Origin of the sequence: Cohnella thermotolerans DSM 17683 (assembly GCF_000429825.1) — a bacterium.
Lineage (GTDB): Bacteria > Bacillota > Bacilli > Paenibacillales > Paenibacillaceae > Cohnella > Cohnella thermotolerans.
Window position 1 is genome coordinate 53,848 of record NZ_AUCP01000035.1, and the last position, 13,378, is coordinate 67,225.

12 protein-coding genes and 1 pseudogene are annotated in these 13,378 nt (G+C 54.4%); 3 read left to right on the forward strand and 10 right to left on the reverse strand.

All coding sequences use genetic code 11. The features are described 5' to 3' along the window. Positions 1-31 precede the first annotated feature (31 nt). The 5 genes from G485_RS0106230 to G485_RS0106250 are packed head-to-tail and all read right to left on the reverse strand — an operon-like array spanning position 32 to position 5,504. Positions 32-1,021, reverse strand: coding sequence for an ABC transporter ATP-binding protein (locus G485_RS0106230; protein ID WP_027091847.1), 990 nt, complete (start codon positions 1,019-1,021; stop codon positions 32-34). Continuing rightward, positions 999-2,015, reverse strand: coding sequence for an ABC transporter ATP-binding protein (locus G485_RS0106235; protein ID WP_027091848.1), 1,017 nt, complete (start codon positions 2,013-2,015; stop codon positions 999-1,001). The genes G485_RS0106230 and G485_RS0106235 overlap by 23 nt, the downstream gene beginning before the upstream one ends. Continuing rightward, positions 1,993-2,916, reverse strand: coding sequence for an ABC transporter permease (locus tag G485_RS0106240; RefSeq protein WP_027091849.1), 924 nt, complete (start codon positions 2,914-2,916; stop codon positions 1,993-1,995). The genes G485_RS0106235 and G485_RS0106240 overlap by 23 nt, the downstream gene beginning before the upstream one ends. A gap of 18 nt (positions 2,917-2,934) precedes the next feature. Continuing rightward, positions 2,935-3,885, reverse strand: coding sequence for an ABC transporter permease (locus tag G485_RS0106245; RefSeq protein WP_027091850.1), 951 nt, complete (start codon positions 3,883-3,885; stop codon positions 2,935-2,937). A gap of 26 nt (positions 3,886-3,911) precedes the next feature. Then, positions 3,912-5,504, reverse strand: a complete 1,593-nt coding sequence (locus tag G485_RS0106250; protein WP_027091851.1) for an ABC transporter substrate-binding protein — start codon at positions 5,502-5,504, stop codon at positions 3,912-3,914. 263 nt (positions 5,505-5,767) lie between these two features. Between G485_RS0106250 and G485_RS0106255 the strand changes: the two genes are divergently transcribed. From G485_RS0106255 to G485_RS0106265, 3 genes are all read left to right on the forward strand, one after another. After that, complete coding sequence (locus G485_RS0106255) at positions 5,768-7,291, forward strand: carboxypeptidase M32 (RefSeq protein WP_035155017.1); 1,524 nt, start codon at positions 5,768-5,770, stop codon at positions 7,289-7,291. Positions 7,292-7,489: 198 nt separating this feature from the next. Next, positions 7,490-8,248 (forward strand): AzlC family ABC transporter permease, encoded by a 759-nt coding sequence (locus G485_RS0106260; protein WP_051318066.1) that lies wholly within the window; start codon positions 7,490-7,492, stop codon positions 8,246-8,248. Next, positions 8,239-8,565: an AzlD domain-containing protein gene (locus G485_RS0106265; RefSeq protein ID WP_027091854.1), complete on the forward strand. Its 327-nt coding sequence runs from the start codon at positions 8,239-8,241 to the stop codon at positions 8,563-8,565. The genes G485_RS0106260 and G485_RS0106265 overlap by 10 nt, the downstream gene beginning before the upstream one ends. A gap of 95 nt (positions 8,566-8,660) precedes the next feature. Here G485_RS0106265 and G485_RS0106270 read toward each other — a convergent pair whose 3' ends face one another. The 5 genes and pseudogenes from G485_RS0106270 to G485_RS29755 all read right to left on the reverse strand — a co-directional run. Further along, positions 8,661-9,209: an NADPH-dependent FMN reductase gene (locus G485_RS0106270; protein WP_027091855.1), complete on the reverse strand. Its 549-nt coding sequence runs from the start codon at positions 9,207-9,209 to the stop codon at positions 8,661-8,663. A gap of 62 nt (positions 9,210-9,271) precedes the next feature. After that, complete coding sequence (locus G485_RS30790) at positions 9,272-10,768, reverse strand: transposase (RefSeq protein WP_240489077.1); 1,497 nt, start codon at positions 10,766-10,768, stop codon at positions 9,272-9,274. Between the two features lie 287 nt (positions 10,769-11,055). Then, complete coding sequence (locus tag G485_RS0106280) at positions 11,056-11,922, reverse strand: sugar phosphate isomerase/epimerase family protein (protein ID WP_027091857.1); 867 nt, start codon at positions 11,920-11,922, stop codon at positions 11,056-11,058. Continuing rightward, entirely contained in the window at positions 11,919-12,914 is a 996-nt protein-coding gene (locus tag G485_RS0106285; RefSeq protein ID WP_027091858.1) for a Gfo/Idh/MocA family protein, read from the reverse strand. The genes G485_RS0106280 and G485_RS0106285 overlap by 4 nt, the downstream gene beginning before the upstream one ends. 302 nt (positions 12,915-13,216) lie before the next feature. Beyond that, positions 13,217-13,378, reverse strand: a pseudogene (locus G485_RS29755) (IS256 family transposase); the annotation flags it as partial.

Consider the following 13,378-nt stretch of genomic DNA (forward strand, 5'->3'; position numbering starts at 1 on the left):
TCGCTTTCCGTTCAAGCATTAAACGATTGGATCATTGATGGTATAGGTGACACTTCACTTCGCGGTTCGGTCCGACAAGCTGTCTCTCCGGAACCGTATGCCGGCAAGCTTCCATGGCGTAAGGACATCTCGTATGGAAAACGCAGCCGGAGGGGGGCTTCAGGGGCGAAGGAATCTCCCCGCTCAGCATGACCCTTTGCCGCTTGGCCCTCGGATCCGGAACGGGGACGGCGGACAGCAGCGACTTCGTATAAGGATGCAGCGGATGAGCGAACAACGCTTCCGTGGGCGCTTGCTCGACCATTTCTCCCAAATACATGACGCCTATCCGATCCGCGATGTGGCGGACCACGCTAAGGTCGTGCGCAATAAACAAATACGCGATGCCGAGCTCCTCTTGAACCTCTTCCAGCAGATTAATGACTTGGGATTGGATCGAGACGTCCAAAGCCGAGACCGGCTCATCGCAGATGAGAAGCTTCGGCCCAAGCGCGAGCGCTTTGGCGATTCCGAGCCGCTGGCGCTGGCCGCCCGAGAATTCATGAGGGAACCGATCGTAATGCTCTTCGCTGAAGCCGACTTTCCGAAGCAGCGCCATCGCGATCTCCGTTCGTTCCCGCTTGTTGCCCTTCTTATGGATGAGCAGCGGCTCTTCAATGGAATATCCTACGCGCTTGCGCGGATCGAGCGAAGTATAAGGGTCCTGGAAAACCATCTGCATGTTTTGCCGATAGCTTCGCAATTCCCGTCTGTCCAAAGCGAACAGATTCGTTCCCTCATAGGCCGCTTCCCCGGATGTCGGCTCGATCAGCCTGAGGATGGTCCGTCCCAACGTGCTTTTGCCGCAGCCGGATTCGCCTACGAGGCCGAACGTCTGTCCCGTCTCAATGTCGAAGGAGACGCCGTTCACCGCTTTGACATGCCCCGTCGTCAGGCCAAGCGAAGATTTGACGGGAAAGTGCTTGTGCAGCTCTTTAACCTGCAGCAGCGGCTGCGTCTTAACCGAAAATTCCGAGTTCATGTGCCTCCTCCTCAACCGGCGCGATTCCGGGATACCAGCAGCGCACCGCATGTCCGTCAGCCGTCCGGTTTAAAGGAGGCTCCCGGTGAAGGCAGCGCTCGTCCGCATACTTGCATCGCGGCGCGAACCTGCAGCCGGCCGGAACATGGCGCAGCGACGGCACGGTTCCCTCGATGACATGGAGCTTGCGGTTGCGTTCCCCGTCGATCCGAGGAATGGATCTCATCAATCCGATCGTATAAGGATGCTGTGGCCGGTAGAATAAATCGTCCACGCCGGCCTCTTCCACCACTTGCCCGAGATACATGACGGCGACCCTTGCGCAGATTTCGGCGACTACGCCCAGGTCATGCGTAATCATGATAACGCCCATGCCCGTCTCCGCTTGAAGATGACCGATCAGCTCTAAGATTTGAGCCTGGATCGTAACGTCCAGCGCCGTCGTAGGCTCGTCGGCGATCATCAGCTTGGGCTTGCAGGCGAGGGCGATGGCGATCATGACGCGCTGCCGCATGCCGCCCGATATTTCGTGCGGGTGCTCGTCCACCCGTTGCTCGGGCGACGGGATGCCCGTTAACCGCAACAGCTCGACAGCCGCGCGGCGCGCCTGCTTGCCGCTCAAGCCGCGATGCAGCTTCAGGCTCTCGGCAATCTGCTTGCCGATCGTTTGAACGGGATTAAGGGAAGACATCGGATCTTGGAAGATCATCGATATTTCATTGCCGCGGATGCTCTCCATCTGCCTATCCGATAATTGCAGCAAGTCGGTTCCCTCGTACAGCACTTGTCCGGAGTAAGTGACGTCCTCTTGGTCGAACAGCCTTAGGATCGATTCGGCGGTCACGCTTTTGCCGCAGCCCGACTCCCCGACAATGCCCAGCGTCTCGCCCGCATGCACATGGAAGGTTACGCCGTCCACGGCCACTACGGTTCCGGTCTCCGTTGCGAGAGAGACCTTCAAATCCTTTACTTCAAGGAGAGGTTTTGTTGCCACGGCGTCTTCCCCCTTTCATCCTGCTTGCGCGCGGGTCGAGCACATCCCGCAGACCGTCGCCGAACAGATTGAGCCCAAGCACGACCAGCAGCAGGAAGCTGCCGGGAAATACCGTCATCCACCAGGCGTTATAAATGACCGCTTTTCCGTCGTACAGCATATTGCCGAGGCTCGGAGACGGCGAGGGGATGCCGGCCCCGAGGAAGCTTAAAGAGGCTTCCGTCAAGATGGAGACGGCAAAAATATAAGTGGACTGGATAATCAAAGGGGACAGCGCATTGGGCGCCATATGAATCCAGATGATGCGCCAACTGCTCGCCCCTTGCGCATGAAGCGCTTCAATGTAGGTCAACTCTCTCACGACCAACGCCTTCGAACGGATGATGCGGGCCACCGACGGGATGAAGATTATGCTTAAGGCGATCACGACATTGCCCGGATGCGGTCCGAGCGCAGCCATAATCGAAATCGCCAGCAAGATGGAAGGGAATGCGAACAAGCCGTCGCAGATGCGCATGAAGATAGCGTCCAGAACCGAATAGCACGCCGATAATAATCCGACGATCATCCCGATCAGGGAGGCGATTGCCGTTACGGCAAATCCGACCGCAACCGATATGCGCAAGCCGTATACCGCCCGGGTGAAGACGTCCCGGCCGAAATTATCCGTTCCGAAAAGATGCTGCCAGCTAGGTCCCTTCAACCGGTTAACCGGATCGATCTGAAGCGGACCGTACGGCGTCGCAACCGGCGCAATCGCCGCCAGCAGCACAACGACGAGCAGGATGACCGCTCCGAAAGTCAACAAACGGTTCGCCAGGAATCGGCTGACCGCGAGCTGCCGGCGCTCCCGCCTGCGAAGCGCCGTCGGCGCCGTGACTGTCTCCGAATGGGCCGCCAAGCCTTCTCCTCCTCCCGCTTATTTCTTGCTTAATCGAATGCGAGGATCGACCAAGCCGTATAGCAAATCGACGATCAAATTGATGAAGACGTAAGCGACCGTCACCAGCAGCACCGAACCTTGAATGACGGAATAATCTCTTCGGCTGATGGAGTTGACAATGAGCTGTCCGACGCCTGGGATATTGAACAAGGTCTCAATGACGGCCGCTCCGGTGACGAGTCCTCCGAACGATTCTCCTATGACGGTTAAGATGGGGATAAAAGAGACGCGCAGCGCATGGGTGTATATGATCGTTTTTTCTTTCACGCCCTTGGCCTTAGCCGTCTTCATGAAATTCTCCGATAAGACGTCGAGAATGGAGGATCGGGTCATCCGGGCAATGAGCGCCGCCTGGATGACGCCCAGCACGATTCCCGGCAGGATCAAATATTTCAGATGCGGCCACAGCCCGGCGCTGAGCGGCTGATAGCCCGCGACGGGAAGGCAGCGCAGCTTGACGCCAAAAAGCATGACGAGCAGCGATCCGAGCAGAAAACTCGGGATGGAAATGCCCAGCATGGAGAAGCTCATCACCGATTGATCGATGGCCGTTCCTCTACGCTTCGCCGCCGTGATGCCGAGCAGCAACGCCAACGCGACGCCAATCGCCTGCGCGATGACCGTTAAGGACAACGTAGGACCGAGCCGCTCGAAGAAAGCTTCCGTCACAGGCTTGTGCAGGAAGATCGACTGTCCCAGATTGCCGGAGAGCACGCCCCATATCCATATGCCGAACTGCTCGTAGATCGGCTTGTCCAGGCCCATCTTGCTCTTCATATCGTCGATTTCGGCTTTGTTCGCCTCTTCGCCCAGCAGAATAGCCGCCGGATCGCCGGGCGTTAGATGGATGATGGAGAACACGACGATCGCGACGACGAGAAGAACGGGAACGAGCGATAACAACCGGCGAACGACATACCCTCCCATGATGGCGACCTCGCTTTCGCAACGGCTTATTTGCCATTGGTCGTATTCCAAAAGATAGGACCTAATATATTCTGGAAGCCTTGAACGTTTTTCGACAGCGCCGTCACCTGCTTCGAATGGCCGATCAGCGAGAACGGCACTTCCGTCCAGACGAATTGCTGCAGCCGGTCGATGAGCGGCCTGGCGGCTTCAACCGACTCCGACGTACGGATTCCCTGGAGCAGCTCATCCAATTCCGGGCTCTTCAGCAATCCGGCCCCGCCGCCCCAGAAGGCATATTGATAGAAGGTGGGACGGAACGCATAACTCATCGGATAGATGTCCCACCCTGTCCCTGCTGCAAGCTTCTCCTGCAGCGTGGGCCAATCGTAAACATCCAGCTTGACCTTCACGCCGATCGACTCGAGCTCCTGCTGCAGAACGACGGCCACGTTATACTGATCTATATAGTCCCTGGTCGTGAAAATTTTAACTTCTTCTCCGTTGTAACCCGCCTCCTGAAGCAACTGCTTGGCTTTCTCCGGGTTGGCTTGGCTATAGAATTCCTTGCCCGCTTCCGAGTACCAGTTCGGATAATCCGGAAGGACAAGCGAAGACGTCTTGACATAGAATTGCGGATCGCGGAAAGCCGAAGTCAGAATGTCGTCCGCGTTCTGGATCGCGTTCACGGCTTGGCGAAGCTTGACGTTCCGGAACAAGCCGTCGTTGCTGTTATAGAAATAGGCGATAAGCCCTCCGGGGCTCAGGAAGGTTTGAAGATCCGGGTTGCCCTCAATTTGCCGCTCGTTGTCGACCGATATGTTCAGCGCGATATCGTACTCCCCGGAGGCAATGCCGGCCAGCCTTGTCGATTCGTCCGTCACGAAACGGAAGTACAAGTCGTCGACGAGCGCTTCCTTCTTCCCTCCGGCGCCGTCGCTAGGCTCCGTTCGAGCCGAGTAATCGTTAAATTTGGTTAAATGAATGTACTGGTCCTGCTTCCACTCTTCCAAGCGGTAAGGGCCGGTTCCGATATACGTCTTGATGCCCTTATCGTCGGCCGCGTCCACGACTTCCTTCGGATAAATGGCCGCTGCCGGGATCGGATCGGCAAGAAGCTGCAGCGTCAGCAGGAACGGCGTTTTTAACTGGAGCACGACCGTATATTCATCCTTTTCCTTCGCTTCCGCGCCTGCGAAGTTGGCTTTCCCGTGGCTGGACAGCCGAATCCAGCGGTTGAGGGAAGCGACAACGTCTTCCGCTTTCAATTCTTTGCCGTTATGAAATTTCACTCCCCGGCGCAAATGGAACGTATAGGATAACTTGTCGTCGCTGATCTCATACGATTCAGCCAGCATCGGGATGACCTGCGCATTTTTATCCAGCGTAACCAACTGCTCGTAGATTTCGCGCGTAATATCCTTTACAGCCGTATTCGAAGAGATATGGGCGTCAAGCGTGACTGGTTGCGTCGGGTAACCGATGTTCAACGTTCCGCCCTTCTTGGCATTTTGGTTTGCCGGCGCCGGCTCGGTGGACGAACCCTCTTGCGCGCCTTTCCCTTGTTCTCCCGATGCGCATCCCGATATGAGCAGCAAAGCTAGAAAAGCAAACAGGGCAAGTTTAATTTTGATTGTCATGACATAACCCCTCCCTCATCCCCACTCGAAATGTCTAATCCAGCATCGCCATATATACAACTTAATAAGTAGGATTAGTAATAAATTTTTATCGTTAGTATAAAGGGAGGGTTTTCTTTTGTAAAATAAGCAATCTTAATACATTCATTCATTTTTTGTTAATCGAGAGAGGCATATGGATTATTGCAAAACTATGTACATGCCTTTTATGAAGTGCTAATATACTTTCAAAATTATCCTTTATTTAGAAAGGGCGAATAAAATTGACTGTTCTTAAACGATTAAATCCGCAATTGCAGCAGCATATCGAGAAGATTGAGCATTACAAACAGATCCAAACGCTGCTGGCCTGGGATGCGCGAACAGGCGCTCCCAAGAAGGGCGCCTCCTACAACGCGCTTGCCAAAGGAACGCTGGCGGGCGAGCTGTTCAAGCTGCAAACCGATGCGGAATTCGGCCTTCGGCTGGAGGAAGAAGCGGGACGCGACCACCACGACGAGGTAACGCGAAGGATAATAGCGGAGCACTGGAAAACGTTTAAGCGATGGAGCTCCATTCCCGTCGAGGAGTATCGGGCTTTTGTCCACCGGCAGGGGCTTGCCAATATTGCTTGGCTGGAAGCCCGGGCGGCCAACGATTTTGCCTTGTTTGCCCCTCACTTGAAGCAAATATTCGATCTGAGCTTGAGATTCGCTTCCTATTGGGGGTATGAGCATCACCCCTATGACCCCTTGGTCCAGCAATTCGACCCTGATCTGGACAGCGCAACGTTAAATCGCCTGTTCGGCGAGCTGAAATCCGCCCTGCTGCCCCTGATCCGGCGCGTTACATCTTCCCCGAAGCAGCCGGACGTTTCGATCTTCACCAAGCCTTTCCCGCTCGATAAGCAACGGCAATTAGGCATTGAGCTGCTTCAGGCCATCGGCTACGATTTTGAGGCCGGTAAATTCGGAGAGACGGTCCACCCCTTCAGCTCGGCCATCAACCCCTTCGATGCCAGACTCGCGGCCAAGTTCGTCGAGAATGACGTTCGCGTCTCCCTGTGGAGCGCCCTGCATGAAGGCGGGCATTCCCTGTATACCCAGCACATCAACCCCGACCTCATCCATACGGGCTTGGGCATCTTCACTTCTTACGGCATTCATGAATCGCAATCGATCTTCTTTGAGAAATTCATCGGCAGGCATAAGGGCTTCTGGGTCAACAACTTCCCGATCCTGCAAAAGCTTCAGCCCGAGACGTTCGGGGGCGTGCGGCTCGACGACTTTTATTTCGCTTTGAATGCGGTCAAGCCGACATTCAACAGATTTGAGGCCGATGAGTTGACCTATAATCTGCATCTGATTATTCGTTATGAGCTCGAACAAGCCATTATCGCCGGCGAAGTGGACTACGACGGCCTTCCGGAAGCATGGAACGATAAATACGAGCAGTATTTGGGCGTTCGTCCCCCTACTCATCTGGAGGGCATCCTGCAGGACGGGCATTGGACCGCCGGATTCGGACTGTTCCCTTCCTATACGCTCGGCTTTGTGTATGCCGCTCAGCTGCATGAAGCCATCAGGCGCGATCTTCCGCAATACGACCTTCTGGTTGAAGCCGGAGAGATCGATACCATTACCCAATGGCTAACAAACCATATTCATCGGTTCGGCAAATCCAGGTCGGCGGACGAGCTTATTCGGGCCTCTACAGGGAACGGAATCGATACCGCTCCCTTAATCCGGTATCTGACGGACAAGTACGAAGGACTGTACGAACTGTCGCCGGTTGAGACGGCAAGCTAATCGTGCTTGGCAGCGGAGCAGAGAGTACGGACAACTTCTTTGGAGGGCGGATCGCCCTCCTTTTGCTGTTCGGCGCTCCGCGATAATGAGACGAATCCCTATGTGTCAAATCGGAATAAATCTTGAATTTATAAATCGGGTGTCCTAGAATATGGCTAAACCTAGCATACTGTACTTCGATAGATTTCTGGAGGATCAATGAGGCCGGAGAAGAGAATCGACCGAGAGACGCATGCCCCTCCTGACATCAAGCATGAAGCGCAAGCAAGCGGCGAAAGCTTCCTTCAAGGCGTAAAAGATTGCGTCCCGACGTTGTTAAGTTATTTGAGCATCGGATTTGCCGTTGGCGTCGTTGGCAAGACGGCGGGATTAAGCATAGCAGAAATCGCCTTCATGTCATTGCTCATTTATGCCGGTTCCGCCCAATTTATATTTGCCGGAATGGTCACGGCGAACGGTTCGGCCGCTGCGATTATACTGACCATTTTCATCGTCAATCTTCGTCATCTCTTGCTAAGTGCGGCCTTATCTCCTTACTTTCGCCATCTATCTCCCTTGCGGAACATGTGGATCGGTTCTTTGCTTACGGACGAGACGTTCGGAGTTGCCATGAATCATATAACGCAAAAGAGCGCAATCAGCGAGAAATGGATGGTCGGGCTTAATCTCGCCGCTTATTTGAATTGGCTGATCGCAACTCTATTGGGAGCCGTGTTAGGCCAGTGGATAACAAATCCCGAGAAGTACGGCCTTGATTTTGCGCTGACAGCGATGTTTATCGGACTTCTTGTCCTGCAGATAGCAAGCAGAAAAAAGATCGCAAAAGACATCGTGGTTGCTTTAAGCGCTGCCGTCGTTGTCGTAGGAGCGAGTTTTGTAATATCCGGGAGTGCGGCCGTTATTGTGGCTACTATCGTCGCTGCAACAATAGGGATGGTGATGGAAAAATGGAAATAAGATGGTATATTCTAATAACAATCGTAGGAGCCTCCATAGCAACCTTCATTCCAAGAGTCCTTCCTCTCATGGTGCTTAGTCGATTGAATATTCCCGCCTGGGCCATGCGATGGCTGAATGATGTTCCCGTTGCCGTTATGGCCGCTTTAGTCGGTCAAGAGTTATTGCTGTCGGATGGGAAATTCTCGCTCCACGCCAACAGCGCCGGGATCCTTGCCGCATTGCCGGCTTTTCTCGTCGCCTTATTCACTCGAAGCCTGCTGGGAACCGTTGTGACCGGGATCCTTGCGATGTTGTTGCTGCGTTTGGTTTATTAGAAGCCCGTCATCGTAAGCGCAACACGCCGGACACGGCGACAAAGAAAGCGGGCTCTGCGCCGCAACGCGAAACCCGCTTCAACCGTTATTTGCCTTTATCTCAATGTTTTAAGCGCGCCGCTCCAAGCAACGACCTGATCGAGCATGGCATTCACATTGGCCAGGTGAAGATCGGCAGGCTTGAACACGGAGAAGTTCTCGAAGTCGGTAAACAACGATAAGGTCGGATGAACGCGAACGTCCGCCACGGAGAGTTCGCCCAGTATCCCCCGCAGATGTTCAGCGGCTCGGGCCCCACCTGTAGATCCATAACTTACGATGCCGGCCGCCTTGTTATTCCATGGTTCGCGGGCCGAGTCAAGGGCGTTCTTCAAGGCGCCTGTAATGCTATGATTATATTCCTGGACAATGAATACGAATCCGTCCAGGCTCTCGATCTTGGCATTCCAAGAAGCGATTCCCGGTTCCTGCCCGGTGCCTTCGCCGACGAACGGCAGTTTGTACTCCGCAATATCCACAATTTCGTACTCGGCATCCCCGCGTTTATCCGCGATTTTTTTCACCCATTGGCCGACTTGCGGGCTTACACGTCCTTGGCGGGTGCTGCCAAGAATAATACCGATCTTCAACTTCTCGTTTGCCAAATCCTATCCCTCCTATCGAAAATCCAGATATTTAACGGACTTTCCATTAAATTATACATGAGTTATGCACTTCGCCCCAATTCTTGGTAGCTGCTCTTTGAAAACCATCGTAAATCCAGGCTTTCGGGCCAAAACAACCGAAATAAACTTGCAAATTGCTGCGCTTGTATGTCAAAATCAACGTAGACTCGCTCTTTCCCCTTGTGGGTTCGAGTGTTGATCTGACAACGAGTGTGGAAGAGGCCGCGGACCATTTCGCCGTGGGTGCAGCCTTCATCATCACTCGTTTTTTCTTTGTTCAGTTGCCATAGTGCGTAAGCGAGAAGAGTTTCGGCCGCAAATAGTAGCTCCAAATGCGCGTGATGATGGGCTTCCGACGTCGAATGGCACTTTTCAAATCCAAGCTCCTGCTTAGCCGTCCGAAAAAACACCTCGATCCGCCAGCGTTTGACGTAGGTGCCGAGTGCTTGAAGCGGCACATCATGACGGTTACTAATGATGAGATAGGCGCCTCTGTAGGTGGCTGGAGACTCGTTGTCGTCGTCGGTTTTGCCGTGGGCGGTTTCCTCGTCTTCTTTTAGGCGGGTAGCGACTACGGCTGCAATCGGAACGAGGCGTTGCTTCTCAACCCGTTTGCCGTTGCGGTTCGTCACGGTGTAAGGCAGTTTCATATAGATATCGGGAATGGCGATGCCTACAAGTCCGGACGAACCGAGCTTTATCAAGTCTTTGAATACGGCTTTGATGAGCATAATCGGCGTGACCGGAACAAACCGCTCCCGCCCTGTTCCCGGTTCGATGACCCGCTGAAACAGCGCGGTATTGCGCTTGGCCTTGGTCACCCAGTCATAACCGTTTGCCATCAGAAATACGAAAAACTCTTTGCACAAATACCAGCGATCCATGGCCACCCATAAGCGGCAAGAGACACTCTCGCGCAGCATCAGCAGCATTTGGCGTGCCAAATCAAGTTTGGTCAATCCCGTCTCGTCTTTCCCGATTTTGCGCCACACGGCATAAAAGAGCGGATACTCCAATCCCGACTTTAACACCGCTTGCAGAGCGACGATATTCATGCCCCAAACGTTCACTTTGCGTGCGTGATCACGTAGCCAGCAGAGAAACGGCAACTCCTTGGCGTACGGATGAGCGGCGAGAGTATCGTCCAGATTGACCACATCACCGTTTCGTAGCTGAGTGTCGGAATCTTCCTGAAGACGTGTAACTCGCTTTTTGCCGAAGGTACGCCAGGCAAACGGGTGGGTGAGGAAGCGGCTCATCGCACACTGCGTAATCTGCTGGACGGCAAACATCGCTTTGAGCAAGGCATCCTTCCCGGCAAGCTCAGCCATCTGGAGAACGGAAGAGCACCCTGCCACCAGGCCAATCACGTAAAGGAAGGCTAGCAGCCATGTCGGGGCACCGGAGCGCTTCATAATACCAGATTGAGTGAGGAGCAAAGAGAAGTCGAAGCGATCCCACAACTGCCGAAATGCCGGTGCGCCCGCACACTCTCCTTGAGAAAGTTCTTTAAACCGCGGACCTTGTAGCGTTTTCAATGGAAATTCACCTATAATCTGAAAGATATACCTATTAAAGAGGTATCCTTCGCGATTATGGTGCGATTTTGCGAAAGTCAAGTGGTTTTTGAGATTCTTCAGTATTTTTTTGTGAAACTTTTAAATCTACAAGAGCAGTTTCCAAGTTTTATCTCGAACTGCATAACTCATGAAATTATAATTTTCCATAGAAGTTTTTGGAAGAAGTCACTTTTTGATGCCTAGTACACTTAAGTAACCAACTCATCTTGGGTTACCAAGTTGCCGCCGAAGATCTCCAAGCCTGATTACCGGAAATATCGGAAGAGATGCTCCGCCGCTTTGACGATGCCTTGGCGTTCCGCCTCCAGCGATCCCCAGTAGCGGTGATCCTCCAGCTCGATGCTGATTGCTCCTTTGTACCCGATGCGATCGAGCCGGACGGCGATTTTGCTCCATTCCACGTCGCCTTGTCCGGGTATGGTGTAACGCCACGATCCTTCCGAGAAGCCGTATTTCGCGCCGAAAGTGGCGGGGAGCGCCCCGAATTCGTACAGGTCGTCGTGCAAGATTTCCGTATCTTTGCCGTGGCAATGGACGATGCGTTCTCCGAACTCCGTAAGCGCGCGGAGATAATCGATGCCCAGGCGGACAAGATGGGAAGGATCGTAGTTCAGTCCGAAATGCCGGGAAGGAACCGCGTCGAACATCGCCCGCCACATCTCCGGCGTACAGCCGAGCGTCGGATAATGCGGCGCCGGACCCGGCCAGCCTTCGATCGCGATATAAGTGCCGGTCCGTTCCGCATGGCGAACGAGCTCCGGGAACGTCTCCTTCCAGATGTCGAATCCTTCCTTGCGCGGAAGGGCCGGATCTTCCGGAACGAGACACATAAACAGCACGCTGCCGCCCAGCGCGGAGATGCCGTCCATTTGACGCTTGACCGATTCCACCGCGTCTCTTCGCACCGCTTCGTTCCGGCTCAGCAGCTTCGCCGCGGCCACATCGACCGAACCGATGGCGATGCCGGCCCGGTCGCAGGCCTGCTTGATCTCCGGCGTAAGCTGCGGAACGTCCAGAAAGTCGAGTCCGGCCTCCGCCGCCCATTTGGCCGTTCGGCCGATTCCTTCCGCTCCGATCTTGGGCGGAATGCGCATCCCAATGCGACACTTCATCTACCGGAATCCTCCTTCGATTTAAGCCCGGCATTCGGCGAATAGCCCGCCGCCTGGTAGATCATCTCCGACAGCTTGACGACTTTGAGCGCGAATTCCCCGGGGACGAGCACCTCATGACGGCCCAGAATCGCATCGATGAAGCTTTTATCCTGATTGGTGGTCGCCTGTGGCAATTCCGGCCGGATCGGGTCTTGCTTCCAGCGGCGAAGGGTAATGTTGCCGTTGTCGTAGAAGATTCCGCCGTCTTCGCCGCAGAACACGAACGTCTCGTGCCAGCAGGGAGAGTAACCGACCAGATTCAGTCCGGCCACGGGTCCTTCCGCGAACCGGATCGAAGTGAACGTATCGATCTCAACCGGCGCTCCGTGCATCTGAAGCTGCGGCTTGACTTCCACCGGGGTGAGGCCCGTGGTCCAGAGCAGCGCATCGATAATATGGCTGCCGGAGTCCATCAGGAAGCCGCCTCCCGACAAAGCCGGATCCTGCCGCCAGGACCCGGGCGTTCCCTGCCGCCATTCCTGGTACAGCGAGGCGGTAATCGAGGTCAGCTTGCCGATCTCCCCGCCTGCGATGGCATCGCGTATGTAGAGGAATTCCGGCTGGAAATGGCGTTGATACGACACCTGCATGATTTTTCCGGCTTGCTTGGCTTTCTGAATTAACAGCTCCGCTTCCGCGGACGAGCAAGTCATCGGCTTCTCGATGAGCACATGCAGACCGCGGCTCAGAGCATCTTGCGCCTGCTGAAAGTGCAGCGTATGGGGCGAACAGATGACGACCGCATCCAGCTGCGCCCGGTCCAGCATCTCCTTGTAATCCGAATACGGCGCGGCGTTCTGCAAACCGAACTTCTCCGCGAAAGCGTTCCGGTTGACTTCGCTCGTATCCGCCAGCGCGGCGATTTGAACTTCCGGCAGTTCCAGCAGTTGCCTGGCATGCCAACCGGCGATGCCTCCCGTTCCGATCATTCCCACCCGAATAGGGCTCATCGGCTCAGCCTCCCAACCTGAATGGCGGTTCTTACCAGTGCCCATTATAGGGTTGAAAGCGCATGCAAACAATCCAAATAGCCGCCAAAGCGACGGATATTTCTATAAAATCACGTCACGGGTATTTCAGGTTGCGATCAAGTCCAAAATATTGTGTAAATTTCCTCGGTTCAGAAGTGTCGAGCCGGGGCTTGACATGGAGCCTCCGCAGGCATGATGACTGGCGATTGGGCGATATGTCCTGACGTTAAATCGCCAAGGCAGAACAGCCTATCATGCCCGCCACTCCATGTAAAGCCCCTTTACCCGATACGTGTAACCTTCGACGTGGTCTTTGTCGCTTGAGATTCGCGCCATTCCAAGTACTCGGTCATGTCGAGATATTTCTTGCCGCTAGCCCACTTTTCGTCAAGTTCCATCAGCAACGCACCGATTAACCGAACGACGGATTCGCGGTTTGGGAA